21 protein-coding genes are annotated in these 21,400 nt (G+C 63.4%); 11 read left to right on the forward strand and 10 right to left on the reverse strand.

Features of this window, described 5'->3' with window-relative positions; translation table 11 throughout:
- Positions 1–124: 124 nt before the first annotated feature.
- Positions 125–943 (forward strand): zinc-ribbon domain-containing protein, encoded by an 819-nt coding sequence (locus AC2FNY_RS05975; protein WP_234137232.1) that lies wholly within the window; start codon positions 125–127, stop codon positions 941–943.
- Positions 944–961: 18 nt separating this feature from the next.
- On the opposite strand, the gene AC2FNY_RS05980 is transcribed toward AC2FNY_RS05975, so the two are convergent.
- The 4 genes from AC2FNY_RS05980 to argH all read right to left on the reverse strand — a co-directional run bounded on the left by AC2FNY_RS05980 (position 962) and on the right by argH (position 6,602).
- Positions 962–3,520, reverse strand: a complete 2,559-nt coding sequence (locus AC2FNY_RS05980) for a TIGR02302 family protein (RefSeq protein WP_496801906.1) — start codon at positions 3,518–3,520, stop codon at positions 962–964.
- 39 nt (positions 3,521–3,559) lie between these two features.
- On the reverse strand, positions 3,560–4,825 hold the full coding sequence (gene lysA / locus AC2FNY_RS05985) for a diaminopimelate decarboxylase (RefSeq protein WP_234142545.1): 1,266 nt from the start codon (positions 4,823–4,825) through the stop codon (positions 3,560–3,562).
- Positions 4,826–5,031: 206 nt separating this feature from the next.
- Positions 5,032–5,214 carry a hypothetical protein gene (locus AC2FNY_RS05990; protein ID WP_234137229.1) on the reverse strand — a complete coding sequence of 61 codons (183 nt, stop codon included), beginning with the start codon at positions 5,212–5,214 and terminating at the stop codon, positions 5,032–5,034.
- Positions 5,211–6,602 (reverse strand): argininosuccinate lyase, encoded by a 1,392-nt coding sequence (gene argH, locus AC2FNY_RS05995; protein WP_234142544.1) that lies wholly within the window; start codon positions 6,600–6,602, stop codon positions 5,211–5,213. Before argH ends, AC2FNY_RS05990 begins: the two co-directional genes overlap by 4 nt.
- 24 nt (positions 6,603–6,626) lie before the next feature.
- Between argH and AC2FNY_RS06000 the strand changes: the two genes are divergently transcribed.
- The 9 genes from AC2FNY_RS06000 (at position 6,627) to yddG (ending at position 14,599) form a co-directional block, all read left to right on the forward strand.
- On the forward strand, positions 6,627–7,190 hold the full coding sequence (locus AC2FNY_RS06000) for a TlpA disulfide reductase family protein (protein ID WP_234137227.1): 564 nt from the start codon (positions 6,627–6,629) through the stop codon (positions 7,188–7,190).
- A gap of 181 nt (positions 7,191–7,371) precedes the next feature.
- Positions 7,372–7,737, forward strand: a complete 366-nt coding sequence (locus AC2FNY_RS06005) for a hypothetical protein (protein ID WP_234137226.1) — start codon at positions 7,372–7,374, stop codon at positions 7,735–7,737.
- Between the two features lie 73 nt (positions 7,738–7,810).
- Entirely contained in the window at positions 7,811–8,197 is a 387-nt protein-coding gene (locus tag AC2FNY_RS06010; RefSeq protein WP_496801907.1) for a hypothetical protein, read from the forward strand.
- Positions 8,194–9,126, forward strand: coding sequence for a sterol desaturase family protein (locus AC2FNY_RS06015; protein ID WP_234137224.1), 933 nt, complete (start codon positions 8,194–8,196; stop codon positions 9,124–9,126). The genes AC2FNY_RS06010 and AC2FNY_RS06015 overlap by 4 nt, the downstream gene beginning before the upstream one ends.
- A 218-nt stretch (positions 9,127–9,344) precedes the next feature.
- Positions 9,345–10,184 carry an EAL domain-containing protein gene (locus AC2FNY_RS06020; protein WP_496801908.1) on the forward strand — a complete coding sequence of 280 codons (840 nt, stop codon included), beginning with the start codon at positions 9,345–9,347 and terminating at the stop codon, positions 10,182–10,184.
- A 167-nt stretch (positions 10,185–10,351) separates the two neighbouring features.
- Entirely contained in the window at positions 10,352–11,527 is a 1,176-nt protein-coding gene (locus AC2FNY_RS06025; protein WP_496801909.1) for an acetyl-CoA C-acetyltransferase, read from the forward strand.
- A gap of 188 nt (positions 11,528–11,715) precedes the next feature.
- A complete protein-coding gene (phbB, locus tag AC2FNY_RS06030) occupies positions 11,716–12,438 on the forward strand; it encodes an acetoacetyl-CoA reductase (RefSeq protein WP_234162798.1) in 723 nt (240 codons plus the stop codon).
- Between the two features lie 350 nt (positions 12,439–12,788).
- Positions 12,789–13,736 (forward strand): transcriptional regulator GcvA, encoded by a 948-nt coding sequence (locus AC2FNY_RS06035; protein ID WP_496801910.1) that lies wholly within the window; start codon positions 12,789–12,791, stop codon positions 13,734–13,736.
- Positions 13,733–14,599, forward strand: a complete 867-nt coding sequence (gene yddG, locus AC2FNY_RS06040; RefSeq protein ID WP_496801911.1) for an aromatic amino acid exporter YddG — start codon at positions 13,733–13,735, stop codon at positions 14,597–14,599. The genes AC2FNY_RS06035 and yddG overlap by 4 nt, the downstream gene beginning before the upstream one ends.
- On the opposite strand, the gene AC2FNY_RS06045 is transcribed toward yddG, so the two are convergent.
- From AC2FNY_RS06045 to AC2FNY_RS06055, 3 genes are all read right to left on the reverse strand, one after another.
- The gene (locus AC2FNY_RS06045; protein ID WP_011046083.1) at positions 14,596–14,760 is read right to left on the reverse strand and encodes a YdcH family protein; all 165 of its coding nucleotides are present in this window, start codon (positions 14,758–14,760) and stop codon (positions 14,596–14,598) included. The two genes, yddG and AC2FNY_RS06045, sit on opposite strands and share 4 nt — an antisense overlap.
- Positions 14,761–14,873: 113 nt before the next feature.
- Positions 14,874–15,647, reverse strand: coding sequence for a tRNA1(Val) (adenine(37)-N6)-methyltransferase (locus AC2FNY_RS06050; protein WP_496801912.1), 774 nt, complete (start codon positions 15,645–15,647; stop codon positions 14,874–14,876).
- Positions 15,644–15,859, reverse strand: a complete 216-nt coding sequence (locus AC2FNY_RS06055) for a putative signal transducing protein (protein WP_496801913.1) — start codon at positions 15,857–15,859, stop codon at positions 15,644–15,646. Before AC2FNY_RS06055 ends, AC2FNY_RS06050 begins: the two co-directional genes overlap by 4 nt.
- 56 nt (positions 15,860–15,915) lie before the next feature.
- Between AC2FNY_RS06055 and AC2FNY_RS06060 the strand changes: the two genes are divergently transcribed.
- The gene (locus AC2FNY_RS06060; RefSeq protein ID WP_496801914.1) at positions 15,916–16,914 is read left to right on the forward strand and encodes a polyprenyl synthetase family protein; all 999 of its coding nucleotides are present in this window, start codon (positions 15,916–15,918) and stop codon (positions 16,912–16,914) included.
- A gap of 78 nt (positions 16,915–16,992) precedes the next feature.
- On the opposite strand, the gene AC2FNY_RS06065 is transcribed toward AC2FNY_RS06060, so the two are convergent.
- From AC2FNY_RS06065 to AC2FNY_RS06075, 3 genes are all read right to left on the reverse strand, one after another.
- Complete coding sequence (locus AC2FNY_RS06065; RefSeq protein WP_496801915.1) at positions 16,993–17,820, reverse strand: 4-(cytidine 5'-diphospho)-2-C-methyl-D-erythritol kinase; 828 nt, start codon at positions 17,818–17,820, stop codon at positions 16,993–16,995.
- Complete coding sequence (locus AC2FNY_RS06070) at positions 17,810–19,516, reverse strand: tetratricopeptide repeat protein (RefSeq protein ID WP_234176310.1); 1,707 nt, start codon at positions 19,514–19,516, stop codon at positions 17,810–17,812. The genes AC2FNY_RS06065 and AC2FNY_RS06070 overlap by 11 nt, the downstream gene beginning before the upstream one ends.
- Before the next feature lie 176 nt (positions 19,517–19,692).
- Positions 19,693–21,339, reverse strand: a complete 1,647-nt coding sequence (locus AC2FNY_RS06075; protein WP_234142528.1) for an electron transfer flavoprotein-ubiquinone oxidoreductase — start codon at positions 21,337–21,339, stop codon at positions 19,693–19,695.
- Positions 21,340–21,400 lie beyond the last annotated feature (61 nt).

A 21,400-nucleotide genomic window follows, 5' to 3' on the forward strand; every position in this document is an offset into this window, starting at 1 on the left:
TGCTGAGTCCGTTGGGCGACACTCGCGGGTCCTTGCCGCAAAACGCTCTTCCCGCGATTGGCACAAGCGCCTATGATCAGCGGAAAAACGAAGATCAGGCAGAACGAAGAAACCGGGAGACAGCATGCGTCTGACATGTCCGAATTGCGACGCCCAATACGAGGTGCCAGACGAGGTTATCCCGCCCGAAGGCCGCGATGTACAATGCTCAAACTGCGGCCATACCTGGTTTCAACCCCCCGCTGGTGAGGCACTCGACACGGATCAAGGCGATGCCGGGGACGGTTTCGCGTCCAATCCGACACCAGTCCCCGAAGAAGACACCAACGAAAGCCCGGACCAGCGCGACGATCAGGACGACTGGGACGAGGATGAGGATGATTTCGACAACGACCCCGAGCCGGCGGAGCCCGCGCTGGGCCGCGGCGTCGGACCCGATGTCTCGGACATCTTGCGCGAAGAGGCCGCGCGCGAGGCTGAATTGCGCGCGCGCGAAACCGAAGCGCTGGAAAGCCAGCCCGATCTGGGTCTTGATGCCTATCCCGGCGACGAACCCGGCCGCCGCGCGCGCGAAGCCCAGGACCGTATGGCCAGGATGCGCGGCCAGGAACCAGTGGCACAAGAGGCCGATAGTACCTCGCGCCGGGGCCTATTGCCGGATATCGAGGAAATCAATTCAAGTCTGCGCAACTCGGACGGGTCAGCGGTTGCGCCTGCGACTGTACATGCCGGTCCTGCCCGAAAGCGCCGTCCCGGCGGTTTCATGCGCGGTTTCCTGATGATGCTGATCTTTGGTGCAGTGCTGTTCCTGCTTTACGCGAACGCCCCGCTGGTGGCGCGGACCCTGCCGCAGGCGGACCCGATGCTCAGCGCCTATGTGGCGCTAGTGGATCAGGCGCGGCTCTGGCTCGAGGCACAAGCCGGCGACCTGATGCCGCGATAAAGCACCCGAGAACCTTCCTCAGAACCGGTCGAGCAGGCGCTTGAGATAGTCGCGTTCGATCTTGGGCCGATCACTTTCTCCAGAGCGGCGTCGGATCTCGTCAAGCAGATCCCGCGCCCGGCGATAAACATCATCGCCCGGTACCAGCGACTCGTCGGTGTCGACACCCCCCTGAGAACCGGGAGTGCGCCCCAACGGGTCCTGACTGCGGGCGCGCTGATCGCCTTCCTGGCTGCCTTGTCCCGGTTGGCTTTGCTGCGCCAGCGCCTCGCCCAGCGAACGCATGCCCTCGCGCATGGCTTCCATCGCCTCGGCCTGGCGGTCGATTGCCTCGGCCAGATCGTTCTCGCGCAGCGCCTCCTCGGCGCCCTCCATCGCGCGCCCGGCCCGATCCAATGCCTCGCGCGCGGCGTCGCCCTCGGGGGTACCCTGACCGGGCAGGTTCTGTTCCTGCCGTCCCAATTCGTTGCGCAAAGCCTGCTGCCGGTCGGCCAAAGAACCCTCGCCGGTCTCGCCGGGTTCACCCGGTTGCGCACCATCCTGTCCGGTGCCCGACTGGCGGCTGCCCTGGCCCTCGCCCTCGTGGCTTTGCCCCCGGCCCTGGCCCCCATTGCGGCCTTCGTTCTGCTGGCTCTCCCCCGCCTGCGCGCCCGGGTTGAACTGTTCCTGAAGATCGCGAAAGGCCTGATCGCTCAGTCCTTGCTGGTTGCGCAGGGTCTCGGCCAGCCCCTCCATCGCGCGCTGCCCTTCGGACTGGCCATTGTCGCCCTGTCCCTGGGTGACACGCATGTTCTCCATCATCTGCTGGAACTCTTCCAGCGCCTGCTGCGCCTCGGCCATGCGGCCCTGTTCCATCAGTTCCTGGATGCGGTCCATCATCTTTTGCAGGTCGTCCTGCGTCATTTGCAGGCGCTCGCCCTCTTGCGCCTGCCGCTCGCCATCCTGCTCGTTCTGCTGATTCTGCGCCAGTTGCCTCAGATAGTCCTGTGTCGCCTCGCGCAACTCCTGCATCAGTTCTGCGATTTCTTCGTCCGAGGCGCCGTTCTTCATCGCCTCGCTCAGTCGCTCCTGAGCCCGACGCATCCGCTCCAGCGCGTCCGACAGGGTGCCGTCCTCGAGCATGATCGCCAGATCCCAAAGCGCCTGGGCGATTTCGTCCTGCTGTGCGGGTTGCAGACCAAATCGCTGCAACGCCTCCATCCGGCGCAGAATGACCCGCAGACGCAGATAGGCGGTTTGCGAGCGGAACACATCGTCGGGGCGGTGCGAAATCGCGCGTAAAATCTGGGCCACACGCGGAGCGTTGTCGCGCGACCAGAGTAAGTCGCGGCGCTGCTCGATCACAGCCCCTGCCAATGGGTCAAAGAACCGCCGCGCCGGCAAGATCGTGCCAAAGGGCAACGTCTCGGCCTCCTGCCCCGCCGCATCGCTGGCGATCAAGGTAATCGTAACCGGCAAGTGTGCCCACGGATGCTGCGAAAAATCCTCAATCAGGTTCTCGGTGAATTCGCGCCGGTCCCCGGTGATCGGCAGAGGCAGATCGGCGACCACCGGGTCGCGCGGTTCGGGGTCGATCCGAAGCCCATGCCGGCGGTCGACGGCCTCGATGTCCAGTGCAATGATCGCCCGTCCACCGGTGATGCCATAGTCGTCCATCGCGGCAAAAGGCAGGACCATCTTTCCGCCTGCTTGGGTCTCGGCCGCACCCACGATCTCGACCTGCGGGGCATTGTCAGACAGCATCACCACTTGCCATCCGCGCCCCCCGCGCCCTTCGATCTCGAAGGGGCCACTGCGAGTGACCTCAACCGTCTGTTCCGGGTGTTCGGGGCGCTCCACCGGTATGTCCGAGACATCCTCGGCCAGACGCAGCTGCCCTAGCTCGCCATAGAACCGCAGCGTGATACGGCTGCCCTGCGGCAGTTGCAGCACCTCATCGTTCTGGTCGTTCAGATAGAGCGTCGGCAGACCGGTATAGCGTGGAGGCTCGATCCAGCCTTCCCAGCTTGGCCCTGCCGCAGCCTGCGCCGCACCCGGCGCCAGATCGGCCACGCTCCCCACCCGCCAGACCGAGCCAAAGAGTAGCGCCGCGACGAAACAAAGCGCCGCCATGAAGCGCAGACCATAGGGATCGCGCTTGGTCAGCACCAGATCGGGCGCGACCGGTTCGGCGCTTGCGACCCGCGCCGCCATGCGGGCCTGATGCGCCCGCCAGAGCGCGGCCGAGGACGGATCTTGCGCGCCGACCGCCTGTTCATCGAGGAGGGTCTGGATCGGTCGGCCCGGCAGCGCGGCGTCGAGCCGCGACAGCGCCTCGCCCCGGGACGGCCTGCGGAACCGCCGCAAGCCCATAACCAGCGTCGCACCCGCCATCAGGGCCAGCACAGCTGCGAGCCCCCAGGCCCATTCCAGCGGCACATGCGCGTGCAGACCCAGCAGCAGAGGTGATGCCGTCAGCATCAGGACCGAAAGGAACGGCCAGAGCGCCCGCCACAGCCGTTCGGCCCAAAGGCCCGCATGGGTCAGGCCCAGCGCAAAGCGAGGCAGCGGCAGGTTCGGCTGGCGGTTCGGGATCACATCGGGCCTCCTGTCGGCCCGCACGATGAGGTCACCGCGTCAGAGCCATGAGGGAATGGTATCGCGGTTTATGATTTCGTCAAAGCTCGGGCGTGGGCGAATAACCGCGAATTGATCCCCATGCACCAAAACCTCGGGGATCAGGGGGCGCGTATTGTACTCGCTTGACATCACCGCGCCATAGGCGCCGGCGCTGCGAAACGCCACCAGATCGCCGGCGGCCAGCGGCGGCATCATCCGCGCCTTGGCAAAGGTATCGCCGGTTTCGCAAACAGGTCCAACGATATCATAGGGCTGTGGCTCGACCCCTGGTTCGGGTTCGATCACCGGCACGATGTCGTGATGGGCGTCATACATGGCCGGGCGGATCAGGTCGTTCATCGCCGCATCAAGGATCAGGAAATCGCGCCCCTCGCCGGATTTGACATAGATGACTTTCGACACCATCAGCCCGGCATTGCCCGCGATCAGCCGTCCCGGCTCGATCTCGATCTCGCAACCCAGATGGCCCAGCGTTCGCTTGATCAACGCGCCGTATTCCATCGGCAGCGGCGGCGCCTCGTTCGAGCGGGTATAGGGAATGCCGAGCCCCCCGCCCAGGTCGAGCCTGCGGATATCGTGACCCTCGGCGCGCAGCCGCTCGGTCAGTTCCGCCACCTTGCGATAGGCGGTTTCGAACGGCGCCAGATCGGTGAGTTGCGAGCCGATATGAACGTCGATCCCCACTACCTCCAGCCCCGGCAAAGCCGCGGCCTGGGCATAGACCGCGCTGGCGCGCGCGATCGGAATACCGAACTTGTTCTCGGACTTGCCGGTCGCGATCTTGGCATGCGTCTTGGCATCCACATCCGGGTTCACCCGGATGGTGATCGGCGCCACCTTGCCCAGTTCCAGAGCGATGGCGTTGATGACCTCCATCTCTGGTTCGGATTCCACATTGAACTGGCGGATGCCACCTTCGAGCGCGATCCGGATCTCCTCGGCCGTCTTGCCGACGCCGGAAAAGACGATTCGCTCACCTGGCACACCTGCCGCCCGTGCACGCAGATATTCGCCGACCGAGACCACATCCATCCCCGCCCCTGCCTGCGCAAGGGTGCGCAGGATGGCCTGGTTGCTGGCCGCCTTCATCGCGTAGCAGATCAGGTGCTCTGTCCCGTCCAGCGCCTCGTCAAACAGCTGAAAATGCCTCAGCAGCGTCGCTGTGGAATAGACATAGAATGGCGAACCCACCGTGGCCGCGATCTCGGCCAGGGGAACATCCTCGGCGCAGAGCGCACCGTCACGATAAAGAAAATGATCCATGTCGCGCGCTTAGCCTGAAATCCGGTGGCGGATCAATTGCCGCCACGCAAAGCGGAGAAGATTTTTGCGAGGCTCCGCCTCGCGCTCCGGAGTATTTTGAACCAGAAAGAAGCAGCAGCCCCAAGATCATTCACTTTGCCGAAAATACTCCGGGGGAGTCGCGGCTTGCCGCGGCGAGGGCAGCGCCCCCGGACACGACGGGCCGCTCAGAACCCGAGCCAGAGGTTGAACGGACCCTTGCCCAACCCGACACCGCCGCTCACATGGGTACCGCTGCCCGAGACGCCGACATTTGCGGCAACCGTCGGCTGCACCGGTTCGCCATCGGCACCGCAACCGGATACCAGCGCGGCCAGTGCAAGCGCGAGGGTCAGGCGGATCGGTGTCATGCCAGCATCTCCTTCCAGCGGGCGAGCTGCGCGCGCACCTGCGCGGGCGCGGTGCCGCCATAGCTCTGACGCGAGTTTACCGAATTTTCCACCCCGAGGACACCATAGACATCCTCGGTGATCGCGGCATGGGCCGATTGCATCTCGTCCAGGCTCAGATCCGGCAGGTCGCAGCCCTTGCCTTCGGCCAGCGCCACCAGCGCGCCGGTCACGTGGTGCGCATCGCGGAACGGCAGGCCCAGCACGCGCACCAGCCAGTCGGCCAGATCGGTCGCGGTGGAGAAACCGGAGCCCGCAGCCGCGGCGAGGCTATCGCGGTTCGCGGTCATGTCACGTACCATCCCCTCCATCGCCGCCAGCGCCAGCATCCAGTTGTCGGCGGCGTCAAAGACCTGTTCCTTGTCTTCCTGCATGTCCTTGGAATAGGCCAGCGGCAGCCCCTTCATCACCATCATCAGCGCGGTATTGGCGCCAAAGATGCGGCCCACCTTGGCCCGGATCAGCTCGGCCGCGTCGGGGTTCTTCTTCTGCGGCATGATCGACGAGCCCGTCGAGAACCGGTCAGACAGGATCACGAACCGGAACTGCGCGCTGGACCATATCACCAGTTCCTCGGCGAAGCGCGACAGGTGCATGGCACAGATCGAGGCGACCGACAGGAACTCCAGCGCGAAATCGCGATCGCTGACCGCATCCAGCGAGTTGGCCGTGGGCCGGTCGAACCCGAGCGCCGCCGCCGTCATGTGCCGGTCGATCGGGAAAGAGGTGCCCGCCAGCGCCGCCGAGCCCAGGGGCGATTCGTTCATCCGCGCGCGGGCATCGCGCACCCGGCTCAGATCGCGGCCGAACATCTCGACATAGGCCATCATGTGATGACCCCAGGTCACCGGCTGCGCCGTCTGGAGATGGGTGAACCCCGGCATCACCCAATCGGCCCCCGCCTCGGCCTGACCGAGCAGCGCCCGGATCAGCGCCAACAGCCCCTGTTCGGCGGCGTCGAACTGGTCGCGCACCCACAGTTTGAAATCCGTCGCCACCTGGTCGTTGCGCGACCGCGCCGTGTGCAACCGCCCCGCCGGCTCGCCGATGATCTCCTTCAGCCGCGCCTCGACATTCATGTGAATGTCCTCCAGCGCGGTGGAAAAGGTAAACTCTCCCGCCTCGATCTCTGACAAAACGGTGAGCAGCCCTTCCCGAATGGCCTCGGCATCACTATCCGTAATAACGCCCGTGGCCGCCAACATGGCCGCATGGGCCCGCGAGCCCGCGATGTCCTGGGCCGCCAGTCGCTTGTCGAACCCGATCGAGGCATTGATCGCCTCCATGATCGCGTCCGGTCCGGCGGCAAAGCGGCCGCCCCACATCTGGTTCGAGGTCTTGTCGGTCATCTGAGAGAACCCTTCGGAGGGGATATGAAGAAACTGTTGCTCGCCCTCGTCTATACCGCCGCCGCGCTGGGCGCAAATCCATCGCTCGGCCTGGCCGCCGACCGCGCCGAGATCGAGGCGCTGCGCGACGGTGACATGAAGAAACTGATCGTGCTGCCCGAAGCGCGCGCTGTCTCGCAGGTACCGTTTCAACTGGCCGACGGCGCGGGAGAAGCCACATTGGGCGATTACAAGGGCAAGGTGGTTCTGCTGAATTTCTGGGCCACCTGGTGTGCCCCCTGCCGCAAGGAGATGCCGCAGCTTTCGGCGCTCCAGTCCGAACTGGGCGGCGACAGGTTCGAGGTGCTGACCATCGCCACCGGCCGCAACTCGCCCGCCGGGATCGAGAAGTTCTTTGGCGAGATCGGCGTCGACAACCTGCCCCGGCACCAGGACCCGCGTCAGGCGCTGGCACGCGAGATGGCGGTGATCGGCCTGCCCATCACGGTGCTGATCGATGCCGACGGGATGGAAGTCGCCCGCCTGATCGGCGATGCCGACTGGAACTCGGACAGCGCCCGCGCGATCATCGCAGCGTTGATGCAATAGCGCGGTGCCGCTACGCCAAAGCGACCAGGCATATTCCGGATCATTCCCTCAGCGGGGCGCCTTTGGGCGCTCCTTTTTTGTCCGGACAAAGGAACGTTTGATTCGACCTCTTTGATCCTGCAGTATTTCAGGGCCCTGTTTTGGGGCGTTTTACAGCGATCATTCAAATCAGAGGGTTTTCATGAAACGTACCGCCTTCGTCATCCTTTCACTCTCTTTTGGCCTCGCCGGTTCCGCTGCGCTGGCCGAGTTCAAGCCGATCAAGAAAGAGAAGGACTTTCGCGCCCAGCTTGTTGACCGCAAGCTGACCGACGCCAACGGCAACTGGACCATCATCAAATCCGATGGCAGTCAGACCGGAAGCTTTGGCGGCAAGACCTACAAGGGGGCATGGACCTGGAACGGCAAGTTCTGGTGCCGCAACGGGATCATCGGCAAGAAGGAAATCGGCACCGACTGCCAATTGGTCGAGATCGATGGCAATACGACCCGCTTCACCCGTTCCAAGGGCAAAGGCAAGGTCGGTGATCCATTCACCATCAATTGAGCGAGCGTTGACGCCACGCGACCTTTGACAGAGCGCGCGCCCGGGTTTCACTCTGCGTCGCAGGGAGACGCCCATGCCACTTGAAATCCTGCTGATCCTGGTGATCGGCGGCATATCGGCCATCGCCATTGTTCTGCATCTGACCGGCCGGTCAGAGCGCGCGATACTGCGCCCTGAGACACTGCAAACCGCTTGGTTGCGACATTTCCCCGAAGACCACGTGATGGGCACGCTGCTCGCACGCGATTGTCATGCGGCTCTGGTCGAGACACAGAGCGGTCCTGGCCTGATCTGGGCACTGGGCGCCGATACCGTGGGCCGACACCTTCGGGACTATGAGATAGACGAGGTTTCGGGCGGGTTGACCATCACGTTCCACGATTTCACCGCGCCCCGCGTCACCCTGAGACTCGACCCCGATGAAGCCCCCATCTGGCAACAAAGACTGGCCCGCGCATGACCGATTCGATCAGCTACCCCGATGCAACCCAGCTGGCTGTGCCTTTCTTCATCGCTGCGATCCTGATCGAATTCCTGTGGATCGCCATCAAGAAACGCGGCGGGCGGTACGAGACCCGCGATGCCGTCACCTCACTTATCATGGGGGCCGGATCGGTGGCCGAGGGCATTGTGCTGGGCTTCATCGCCTGGGGGTTCTTCATGCTGCTCTGGCAGATTACGCCGCTGGACATGGGCACATCCATCTGGGCGCTGCTGATCTGTTTCGTGCTGGACGACCTGCGCTATTATTGGGTGCACCGTTTCGGCCATAGGATACGCTGGGTCTGGGCCAGCCATGTGAACCATCACTCCAGCCAGCACTACAACCTGACCACAGCCCTCAGGCAGACCTGGACCGGCACGTTTACCTTCATGATGGTGGTCAAGGCGCCGCTGGTGCTGTTGGGCTTTCATCCGGCTTTGGTCCTGTTCTGCGGTGGGTTGAACCTGATTTACCAGTTCTGGATCCATACCGAGGCGATCGACAAGCTGCCCCGCTGGTTCGAGGCGGTGATGAACACGCCCAGCCATCACCGCGTGCACCACGGCCGCAACCCGCGCTATCTGGACTGCAATTATGCCGGTGTCTTCATCATCTGGGACAAGATGTTCGGCACCTTCGTTCCCGAGCAGGACGATGAGAGGGTCGATTACGGCCTCGTCCACAACTTAGGCACATTCAACCCGCTGCGCGTGGCCTTTCACGAATGGCTGGGCATCTGGCGCGATGTGACCCAACCGGGCCTGACCTGGCGCCAGCGGCTGGCCTATGCCTTTGCTCCGCCGGGCTACAGCCACGATGGCAGCCGAGAAACCTCGGAGGGGATCAAGGCGCGCTACCTGGCCCGTCACCCCGAACAGAAGGGGACACCCGGTTTCGAAGGTTAGAAACTCGGTCACATTCTAACAATCTCGTCGCAAGATCATGGGCCGCGCCATCGTAATTGCCGTGAAATTCCACTGAAATCAGATGGATATCCGAGCGCAACATGACACAGCTCCGGGTGATCCGTCTTTTAGTCAAATCCTGCGCTTAACCTGCGATTTACGATTTTGGCCAAGGCTGGGCACATCTCTCGTTCTGGCCTGTCCGACAAGGAACCTCGATGCGCCCCCGGATCAAGAAACTGGCAGACTTGCCCGAAGGGGCGGAAAACCCCCTGAGCGTGGCGGTGTCGAGCCGTGACCGATCCGCCGTGGCCATGGCGACCGAGGCTGTACGGCATGGCGATTGTCTGCTCGCCTATCAGCCGGTCCTGCAAACCGCGCCACCACATGGCACCGCCTTCTATGAAGGCTTCATCCGCGTGCTGGACGAAACCGGCCGGGTCATCCCCGCTCGCGATTTCATGCCAGCTGTCGAGAATACCGAAATCGGACGGGAACTGGACTGTATCGCGCTGGAAACCGGTCTGCGGGCGCTGGTTCGCAATCCGACGCTGCGCCTGTCAATCAACATGTCCGCCCGCTCGATAGGCTACCGCAAGTGGATGCAGGTGCTGGAACGCTTTCTCAAGCGGGACGAAACCTTGGGTGATCGGCTTATCCTCGAGATCAATCAGACCTCGGCCATGGCCGTTCCGGAACTCGTGATCGACTTCATGGACAGGCTGCAACCACGCGGGATCGCCTTTGCGCTGGATGATTTCGGTGACGGCCCCATCGACTTCAACAGTTTCCGCGACTTCTTTTTTGACGCGGTCAAGATCGACGGTCGTTTCATCCGTCAGGTCAGCACCGACGCCGCCAATCGCGCCACCGTGAGAGCGTTGATCGCGCTGGCCCGCGAGTTCGAAATGCTGATTATCGCCGAATCGGTCGAAACCGAAGAGGACGCGCGCTTTCTCGCTGAAAACGGGGTCGATTGCTTGCAAGGTTACCTCTATGGCGCGCCGACCGTCACGCCGGCCTGGGAACGACCCGAAACCGCAAAGGCCAACGGCTGATCACCATCCTGGCACTACTTGTGAGACAAGCTGTCAGTTGCTGCATGTGCAGCACTGGGCTATGTCAAGGGGGCTAGAGCGGGGATAAGGGCGCTCCGGGGTCGACATCGCCCCGTCATGCCGTCAGATTTCCCCAATAGGATCATGACGGCAAAGGATCGGATCACATGACCAACGTAGTAATTGCATCTGCCGCCCGCACCGGCGTCGGCAGCTTTGGCGGCTCTTTCGCGAATACCCCGGCGCATGACCTGGGCGCCGCGGTGCTTGAAGCCGTTGTCGAGCGCGCCGGCATCGACAAGGCCGAGGTGAGCGAGACCATTCTGGGTCAGGTCCTCACCGCCGCCCAGGGTCAGAACCCCGCCCGCCAGGCCCATATCAATGCCGGCCTGCCCAAGGAAAGCGCCGCCTGGGGCATCAACCAGGTCTGCGGTTCGGGCCTGCGCGCCGTGGCGCTGGGCGCCCAGCACATCCTGCTGGGCGATGCCGAGATCGTTGCCGCCGGCGGCCAGGAGAACATGACCCTGTCACCCCATGCCGCCGCCCTGCGCGCCGGTCACAAGATGGGCGACATGAAATACATCGACACCATGATCCGCGACGGTCTGTGGGATGCGTTCAACGGCTATCACATGGGCCAGACCGCCGAGAACGTCGCCGAACAATGGCAGATCAGCCGCGAGATGCAGGATGAATTCGCCGTCGCCTCGCAGAACAAGGCCGAAGCCGCGCAAAAGGCCGGCAAGTTCGCCGACGAGATCACGCCCTTCACCATCAAGACCCGCAAGGGCGATGTCGTGATGAACAGCGACGAATACATCCGTCACGGCGCCACCATCGAGGCGATGCAGAAACTGCGCCCCGCCTTCACCAAGGACGGTTCCGTCACCGCCGCCAATGCCAGCGGCCTGAACGACGGCGCCGCCGCCACCCTGCTGATGACCGCCAAGAATGCCGAAAAGCGCGGGATCGAGCCGCTGGCCCGCATCGCCTCCTACGCCACCGCCGGGCTCGACCCGTCGATTATGGGCGTCGGCCCGATCCACGCCAGCCGCAAGGCGCTGGCCAAGGCCGGCTGGAAAGTCGAGGACCTGGACCTGGTCGAGGCCAACGAAGCCTTTGCCGCACAGGCCTGTGCGGTGAACAAGGACATGGGCTGGGATCCGGCCATCGTCAACGTGAACGGCGGTGCCATCGCCATCGGCCACCCGATCGGCGCCTCGGGCTGCCGCGTCCTGAACACCCTGCTGTTCGAAATGAAGCGCCGCAACGCCAAAAAGGGTCTCGCAACCCTCTGCATCGGTGGCGGCATGGGCGTGGCCCTTTGTGTGGAGCGCGACTGATCGCCCGAACCGGCCATAGGAACAGGGCGCCGTCAGGCGCCCTTTTTCGTGGCATTCCAAGAGCATGCTGCATCTGCGACAATATTGACGTTCTGCAACGCGGAAAATCTCCGCGAAACAATATTGCGTATTTTGCCCCCGCAGCGTAACAGCATTATCAAGCCAATTCAGATCTGGAGGATTCTTCAATGGCACGTACAGCACTCGTCACCGGCGGTTCGCGCGGCATCGGCGCCGCGATTTCCAAGGCGCTCAAGGCCGAAGGCTACAATGTCGCCGCCACCTATGCCGGTAATGATGAAGCCGCAGCCAAATTTACCGCCGAAACCGGCATCGCCACCTACAAGTGGAACGTCGCCGATTACGATGAATCGGCCGCCGGTATCGCCAAGGTCGAGGCCGAAATCGGCCCGATCGACATCGTGGTCGCCAATGCGGGCATCACCCGCGACGCACCGTTCCACAAGATGACCCCGGAACAGTGGCATCAGGTGATCGACACCAACCTGACCGGTGTGTTCAACACCGTCCATCCGGTCTGGCCCGGTATGCGCGAGCGCAAGTTCGGCCGCGTCATCGTGATCAGCTCGATCAACGGCCAGAAGGGCCAGTTCGCACAGGTGAACTATGCCGCGACCAAGGCGGGTGATCTGGGCATCGTCAAGTCGCTGGCCCAGGAAGGCGCCCGCGCCGGTATCACCGCAAACGCCATCTGCCCCGGCTATATCGCCACCGAGATGGTGATGGCGATCCCCGAAAAGGTGCGCGATTCGATCGTCGCTGGCATCCCCGCTGGGCGCCTTGGAGAACCCGAGGAAATCGCGCGCTGCGTGACTTTCCTGGCGTCTGAGGACTCGGGCTTCATCAACGGCTCGACCATTTCGGCAAACGGCGCACAGTTCTTCGTCTGACCTGGTGCGATCCGGGAGATTGGCCGCCCCATTGAGGGGCGGCCTTTTTCGTTCCTGCAATACGACGAAGGGGCCGGCGCATCTGGCCGACCCCTCATCCCGTAAGTCCGCGCGCGCAGCGGTCAGCGGGAACCGAAAAGCCATCCCCAGACTGTGCGCAAGGCTTGTGCGCGTTCCATGTGCGCACGGTCCATAGCCCGACGGGCGGCGGGATTGGTTGTCATCTCGATCATGGCGGAGCTCCTTTGTAAATTATTCAGTTTTGCTTGACTTGATGTGAATATGCGCCCAATCAAAAAACATCACAAACGAGACATTTTCGACCTTCAGGCAAGAAAAACTGAATCGACATGAGCGACCGCCTGCCCCCGCTGACCGCCCTGCGCGCCTTTGATGCCGCGGCCCGACACATGTCCTTTGCCAAGGCGGCAGCCGAGTTGAGCGTGACCCCTGCGGCGCTGTCCTTTCAGATCAAATCGCTGGAAGAGCATCTGGGTCGCCCCTTGTTCCGGCGTCTCAATCGCGCGGTAGAACTGACCGAGGAAGGGCGCGCCCTGGCCCCGGGCGCACAGGAAGGGTTCGAGGTGCTGGCCGCCGCTTGGCGGGCCGCCCGGCGGCTTCAGGACAACACCACTCTGACGGTGACCGCCGGACCCGCGCTCACCGCCAAATGGCTGGCGCCCCGCCTTTACGATTTTGCGCGGGCGCATCCCGAGATCGACCTGCGCATCTCGACCAGCCTGCGGCTGGTCGACCTTGCGCGGGATGGGGTCGATGTGGCGATCCGCTTTGGCCAGGGGCTGGACGCAGGTCTTTATTCCATCTCTGCCCGCAAGGAATGGATGATCCCGGTGATGACCCCCGAGCTGGCGAGCCGGTACCCGACACCAGAAAGCCTGCGCGAAGCGCCGCTGATCTTTGACGAATCTATCAGCTTTCTGGATCCACCCATCGACTGGCCCACATGGTTCCGCGCGGTGGGCATGGATTTCGCCCCCAAACGCGGGGCACATTTTTCCAATGCGGACCATGCCATCGACGCGGCGGTCGCAGGGGTGGGCGTGGTGCTGGGCCGCCGCCCGATGATCATCAAGGACGTCATCGAGGGGAAACTCGTGATGCCGTTCAAGACTGCGGTCGAGACCGATGCGCGGTTTCGCTTCGTCTGCCTTGCCGGCTCGGAAACCCAACCCAAGATCGCGGCATTCCGTGATTGGTTCCTTGCCGAGATCGCAAAAACCGCTCATATCTCGGACGGTTTGACAATCGTTCCTGTCAAGGACATTCCGCCCGCATGACCCGCGCCCGCGCTACCGCCATCGGCTTTGTTGCCGTCCTTCTCTGGGCGTTGCTGGCGCTGTTGACGGTCGGATCGGCGCCGGTGCCACCGCTTTTGCTGAACGCGCTCTGCTTTACCGTCGGCGGGGCGCTGGGGTTGATCTGGGTCATGGCCACCGGCAACCTCTCGCAATTGCGCAGCGTCGGCTGGAGGGTATATGCCTTTGGAACGCTGGGGCTGTTCGGCTATCACGCGCTCTATTTCTCGGCGCTCAGGCTGGCGCCTGCGGCCGAGGCGGGACTGATCGCCTATCTCTGGCCTTTGTTGATAGTTCTGTTTTCGGGCCTGCTGCCGGGGGAGCGCCTGCGGCGGGGCCATCTTGTGGGTGCGGGTTTGGCCTTCTCCGGGGCGGCGTTGATCATCACCGGCGGTGGTGGTCCCGGATTCCAGACACAGTTTCTGCCGGGCTACGGGCTTGCGATGCTTTGCGCGCTGACATGGTCGGGCTATTCGGTCCTGTCCCGACGCCTTGGGAATGCCCCCACCAGTTCGGTCGCCATATTCTGCCTCGCCACCGCGGCGGCCTCATGGGGGCTGCATTTCATGGTCGAAGAAACGGTCTGGCCGCGCGACACGCTGGGCTGGGCCTCGACCCTGGCATTGGGCCTCGGGCCAGTGGGTCTGGCCTTTTACGTTTGGGACATCGGGGTGAAACGTGGAGACATCCAACTGCTGGGAACGAGCTCTTATGCCGCCCCCCTGCTGTCAACACTTGTTCTGGTGATCAGCGGCATCGCAGCGCCCAGCTGGGTTCTGGCAATCTCTGCGCTTCTGATCACTGGCGGCGCGCTGCTGGCAGCGCGCGCCAGCTTTGCGGCTTAGACGGACAGCCGCTCGATTTCTTCCTTGAGCTTCAGCTTCTGTTTCTTCAGCTGGCTGATCTGAAGGTCGTCAGTTCCTGGCGAACGCTGGGCTTGTTCAACTTCGAGACTGAGATTTGCGTGCTTTTTCTTCAGTTCGGTCAAATGCGCGCTCACACTCATGGCGATCCTCCTTCTCTGTTGTCAATGAATCAAGTTGAGCACATCCCAAGCGGCCTGTCACGCGGGCAGCGGTCGCATTCTGTCATAAAACCGACATATCGGCCAAACCCGGCCTATCCGGCACCGGGCCAGTGCAGCGGCGCCGGTTCGCGTAGAACCTTTGCGATTTCAGGCAGGTAATGGTCGCGGTCGCCCGGATGCCGGGTGCCCTGATGCAGGATCAGGCCGGAATACAGGCGAAACGGCGCCCGTCCGCCCTTGCGGGCGCGCAGAATCACCAACTCGGCGGCGCGGCCCTGACGCGGAACCAGTGGTAACACCTCAAGCGAGCCCAGCCTGTCGTCGCAGGCCGCCAGCATATCCGGCAGACGGTCGGCCTTGGCAATCATATGAAGATAGCCGCGATGGCGGAGACGGCGCGCAGCCGCATCGACCCAGCGCGCAAGCGGCGTTTGCTCTCCCAACGCGGTGGCCCGCCCCGCATCGCTCGCCGGGCTGTGGGTGCCAGCAAGGTAGTAGGGCGGGTTTGCGATGACATGGTCAAAGCTCTGCTGTCGCAGCGCCTGCGGCAGGGCGGTAATATCGCCTTCGACAACGTCGAGCGCGATATCGTTCAGCGCCGCATTGCGCCGGGCCAGATCGGCATAGTCCGACTGCAATTCGACCCCCGTCAGCGCCAGTGCCGGCACCCGACGACCCAGGCACAGGATTGCGGCACCAGCGCCACAGCCCAGTTCCAGCACCGATTGCCCGGTCTGTGCGGCGACGCTGGCCGCCAGAAACACCGGATCGACCCCGGCCCGGTACCCAGCCCGCGGTTGATAGAGTTGCAGATGCCCACCCAGAAAGGCGTCACAGCTCAGCTCGCTCTCGGCAAAGGTGGTCATCTGCCCAGCGGGATGTCGTTATCGGTGACCACCTGCAGGGCGCGGTCGTAATCCTCATCCCGCACCATCATGCGGCGCGGAAAGATTCCGATCCCGCCTTCGAGGATGCTCATATTTACGTCCATCTGAAAGCAGTCTATATCCTCGCCCTCGAGAAGGGCGGATGCAAAGGCCATGACGGTCGGGTCGGTGCTGCGCAAAAGTTCCTTCATAAGGATGGATGTAAGGGCAAGGTTGGCGCATTGTCGAGCCTTGTTGCAGGAGAGCGATGGACGCCAAGGTGAGCACGAAACCGCATGAGATGCTGGCCGCAACCCTGTCCGATGAGATGGCGGCGGTAAACACGCTGATCCGTACCAGGATGGCGTCGGACCACGCGCCCCGCATCCCCGAGGTGACGGCGCATCTGGTCGAGGCGGGTGGCAAGCGCCTGCGCCCGATGCTGACACTGGCGGCGGCGCGGCTGTGCGGCTACCAAGGCGAGGACCACGTCAAACTGGCCGCCACGGTCGAGTTCATCCATACCGCCACCCTGCTGCATGACGACGTGGTGGACGAAAGCGGCCAGCGCCGTGGACGTCCTACGGCCAATTTGCTCTGGGACAACAAATCCTCGGTGCTGGTGGGCGATTACCTGTTTGCCCGCAGTTTCCAGCTGATGGTGGAAACCGGCTCGCTCAGGGTGCTGGACATCCTTGCCAATGCCGCTGCAACCATCGCCGAGGGCGAAGTGCTGCAAATGACCGCGGCCAGCGACCTGCGCACGGACGAGAGCATCTATCTGCAAGTGGTGCGGGGCAAGACGGCGGCGCTGTTCTCGGCCGCGACAGAGGTTGGCGGCGTGATCGCGGGCGTTCCCGAGGCACAGGTCAAAGCGCTGTTCGACTATGGCGATGCCCTGGGTATCGCGTTCCAGATCGCCGACGATCTGCTGGATTATCAGGGCGACGCCAAGGCGACGGGCAAGAACGTGGGCGACGATTTCCGCGAGCGCAAGCTGACCCTGCCGGTGATCAAGGCGGTGGCGCAAGCCACCGACGAAGAGCGCGCATTCTGGGTGCGGACCATCGAAAAAGGCAAACAGACCGAGGGAGATCTGGGCCAGGCGCTGGCGCTGATGGAAAAATACGGCACGCTGGAGCTGACCCGGGCCGATGCCCGCGCCTGGGCCGCGAAGGCACGCGCCGCACTGGATGTGCTGCCCAATCACGAGATCCGCGCCATGCTGAGCGATCTTGCCGATTATGTGGTGGCGCGGCTGAACTAAAGCAAGGGGGCGCTGCCCCCTCGGCCCTGACAGGCCTCACCCCCGGAGTATTTCTGGCGAAATGAAGGGAACGGGAGGTCAGAGCACCCGACCCCTTGCGCACCACCAGTCCGGGTGACGTCGTCTAAGCACCGGCTCAGCGGGCGGATGATCGGGTGAAAACAATCCAAAGCAGGTCGCCCCGGATCCCGACATACCGGCAAAAAGTGCGCCGGCCTCGCTCAATGCATCGATGACTTCGGTGATCACCGGTTGCTGGGCAATGGCTGGCAGGGCCAGATCGTTGCGCTGGGTTGCGAGCCAACCGGCGAAATCGGGCAGATCGCGCCATCGCGGCAAGTCCCGCTCCATGTGCGGATTATTCTTTTCAGCAAGCGTGCGGAAGATGGTCGGCGTCGAGACTGCAACGCGCGGATTGACCAGCAGGATATCCATCGCGGGCAGCGGCGGCACGTGATCCAGCTGCTCGCCGATCCCGCGCATGCGGCGCGGCATCACAGACAGGCAGACCGGAACATCGGCGCCAAGCGACAGGACCTGCTCGGGCTCTGGCAGGGACATATCCCAAAGCTGCGCCAGCGCGCGCAGACCTGCCGCCGCATCCGCCGAGCCGCCGCCGATGCCCGAAGCGACGGGGAGCCGTTTCGTTAGGGTGATCGCAGCGCCACGGTCGGGCGTCAGCAGGCGCGCGGCACGCAGGACCAGATTGTCGGGCTCGGCGTCAAGCCCACCCGCTTCGGGCCCATCGATATCGAGGCTGAGCCGATCCGCCGGGGTCACCCGCACCGTGTCACCGACATCCGCGAAGACAACCAGCGAATCGAGCAGGTGATAGCCGTCGTCACGCTGGCCGGTCACATGCAGGGTCAGGTTGATCTTTGCCGGCGCAAAGACCTCAATCGCCATTGGCGACCTTCAGCGGCGGCACACCCTCCTCGGCCAGAACCCGGTCGAGGCCGATTTCCAGCTTGCGGCGAATACGGTCCGGGTCGGCCTCTCCATCGGTATCGTCGGGTTTGATGAAGGAGAGCGCGCGTTTCCACTGGAATTCGGCCTCACGCACGCGGCCCACCGCCCAGAGCACATCGCCCAGATGATCATTGACCACAGGATCGACCGGCATCAGCTCGACCGCGCGTTCCATATGCCCGACGGCCTCGTCATAGCGGCCAAGCCGGAACAGAACCCAGCCGAGGCTGTCGACGATATAGCCGCTGTCGGGCCGCGCCGCGACGGCACGTTCGATCAGGTCCAGTGCTTCGTCCAGCTTCTCCTGCTTTTCGACCAGCGAATACCCCAGGTAATTCAGCACCTGCGGCTGATCCGGGTTCAACTCAAGCGCCGACCGGAAATCGGCCTCGGCACCGGGCCAGTTGCCCAGACGTTCGTGACAGATGCCGCGTGCATAATACAGGAACCACAGGTTCGGCGCGCCGGATTCGGTGAACTCCAACGCCTTGTCATAGGCGGCAGCCGCGCGGTCATAGGCCTCTTGCTGCCGCTCCAGATCGCCCAGCGCCACAAAGGCCTGCGGTTGCGTCGGATAATCCTTGGCCAGTTTCTCCAGCACCTCGATGGCAGCGTCCGGTTTGGCCGAGCGGCGCAGCGCCTCAGCCCGGCCCAATTCCGCGGCGTGATAGTCGGGACTATCGCTGGGGATTTGCTTATAGGTGGCCACGGCCAGATCGTACTGGCCAAGCGATTCAAGCAGGCCTGCCGTCATCAGCAGCGCGTCGATATGGTCGGGGCGCAGATGCACCGCAGAGCGGATATAGATCAGGGTGAAATCATCCGCCGCCTCGCCATTCAACGCGGCGCCGATCGTAAAGAACACTTCGGCCAGGCCGTCTCGGACTGATCGCACCAGCGAGAAGGGCAGCGTTTCCCCCGCTGCCAGACGATCGGCGATATCGGTCAATGCCGGGTCGAAACTGCCGTTGAATACGTCGGCCAGCATTTCGAGCGCCTGGTCATTCCGATCCAGTTGCGACAGGATCTCGGCACGGGCCAGGGCCGCTCGCCGCGAGATGGTGGTCAATGCCCCGTCATCGGCGGCGAACAGCGCCTCGGCACCTTCGAAATCACCAACCGAGGCCAAGGCCATCGCCTTGTGGTAATTGGCGAAACCGCGCAGCCCAGCCTCGTCCGCCACCTTGTCGAACTGCGCCAGCGCACGGGCGACCGAGCCCAGCCCCATCTCGGCCCAGCCTGCAACCAACCCGTCGACCAGCTTGCCCACACCCCGGGTTTCAGGGTCGCGGTCCAGAATTTCCTGATAGCGCTCCTCGGCCAGCAGATGAACCGCGATGGCGATATTGGCAACTTGGCTTTTCAGCCCTGCCTCCTGCATCAGCAGCGCGATCGGATAGGCCTGCTCGTGCCGCCCCAGCGCCAGCTGAGACAGAACCATGTTTTCCATCAGGGCCGGGTTCTTGGGGTCGAAGGCGAGGGCGCGCGCGAAGTAATCCGCGGCAGCCGAGAAATCATTGTCATATGCCGCCTGGCGCGCTGCCAGATACGATCCCGCGCCCACATCCGCCGACACCGGCAGTGCCAGCGCCGAGACCAGTACCGCCGCCACCGCTTTTTTTACCAGAGACATCGCCAAGGATCCGCCTTTTCCTGCTGCTTTCCCGCAAAGCTAGGGCGTTGCGGGCGCGGGTGCAATGGCTGGGGGGGTCCGGGATCGATAAGCAGCAATAAAGATCCGGTCATCTGCACAAAAGAAACCACCGGGCAGCATGTCGGCCCGGTGTCTGTCTTGGTATCAGCGCCCGATCACATGTTGGGATAGTTCGGACCGTCGCCGCCCTGCGGGGTGACCCAGGTGATGTTCTGGCTGGGGTCCTTGATATCGCAGGTCTTGCAGTGCACGCAGTTCTGGAAGTTGACGACAAAGCGCGGGCCCGCCTCGTCCTCGACCACCTCGTAGACGCCGGCCGGGCAATAGCGCTGCGCCGGCTCGTCGTATTTGGGCAAGTTGACCTTGACCGGCAGGTCGGGGTCGGTCAGCCGCAGGTGGCAGGGCTGGCTTTCCTCGTGGTTGGTGGCGGCAAAGGACACGTTGGTCAGCCGGTCAAAGGACAGCACGCCATCGGGCTTGGGATAGTCGATGGGCTTGTGTTTGCTGGCATCCTCGGTCGCGGCGGCGTCGGTCTTGCCATGGCCCAGGGTGCCGAACAGCGAAAAGCCCAGCGTATTGGTCCACATGTCGAACCCGCCCAGCGCCAGGCTGGCGGTCAAGCCCCATTTCGACCACATCGGCTTGACGTTGCGGACCTTTTTCAAGTCCTTGCCGATGGGGCCGCTGCGCACTTCGGTCTCGTAATCGCTCAGCTCGTCCGACTGACGGCCCGCCTTGATGGCGGCATGAGCGGCCTCGGCCGCGGCCTTGCCCGACAGCATCGCGTTGTGGTTGCCCTTGATGCGCGGCACGTTGACCATGCCGACCGAGCAGCCCAGCAGAGCCACGCCGGGTGCCACCATCTTGGGCATCGACTGGTATCCGCCCTCGGTGATGGCCCGGGCGCCATAGGCCACGCGTTTGCCGCCCTTCAGCAGCTCGGCCACCATCGGGTGATGCTTGAAGCGCTGGAACTCCATGTAGGGGAACAGGTGCGGGTTCTTGTAGTTCAGGTGCACCACGAAACCGACATAGACCTGGTTGTTGTCGAGGTGGTAGATGAACGATCCGCCCCCCGCATTGCCGCCCAGCGGCCAGCCCATGGTGTGCGTGACCGAGCCTTCGCGGTGCTTGGCCGGGTCGATCTCCCAGATCTCTTTCATGCCGACGCCGAATTTCTGCGGCTCCTTGCCTTTTTGCAGGTCGTATTTGGCGATCACTTCCTTGGCCAGCGACCCGCGCACGCCTTCGGAGAGGAAGACATATTTGCCGTGCAGCTCCATCCCCGGCTCTGTGTTGGGGCCATAAGAGCCGTCGGCCTCCAGGCCAAAGACACCGGCGACCACGCCCTTGACCTCGCCATTGTCGCCATAGACCAGTTCGGAACACGACATGCCGGGGAAGATCTCGACACCCAGTTCCTCGGCCTGCTCGGCCATCCAGCGGCAGACATTGGCCATCGAAACGATGTAATTGCCGTGGTTGTTCATCAGCGGCGGCATCGGGAAGTTGGGGATGCGGATCTGCCCCGCCTCACCCAGCATATAGAAGTTGTCGTCCTTGACCGGCACGTTCAGCGGTGCGCCCTTTTCCTTCCAGTCGGGGATCAGCGCGTCCAGACCGCAAGGGTCCAGCACCGCGCCCGACAGGATATGCGCGCCCACTTCCGAGCCCTTTTCCAGCACGACGACGTTCAGGTCGGCATCGAGTTGTTTGAGACGAATGGCCGCCGACAGGCCCGCCGGACCCGCCCCGACGATCACCACGTCATATTCCATCGCTTCGCGTTCAATCTCGGCCATCGTGACGCTCCTTGGCTTTGGTTTGGCTCTCCGGTCGCGGGCCGGACGCAATAAAGTTTCG

It is taken from the genome of Ruegeria sp. BHSC223 (genome assembly GCF_059613025.1).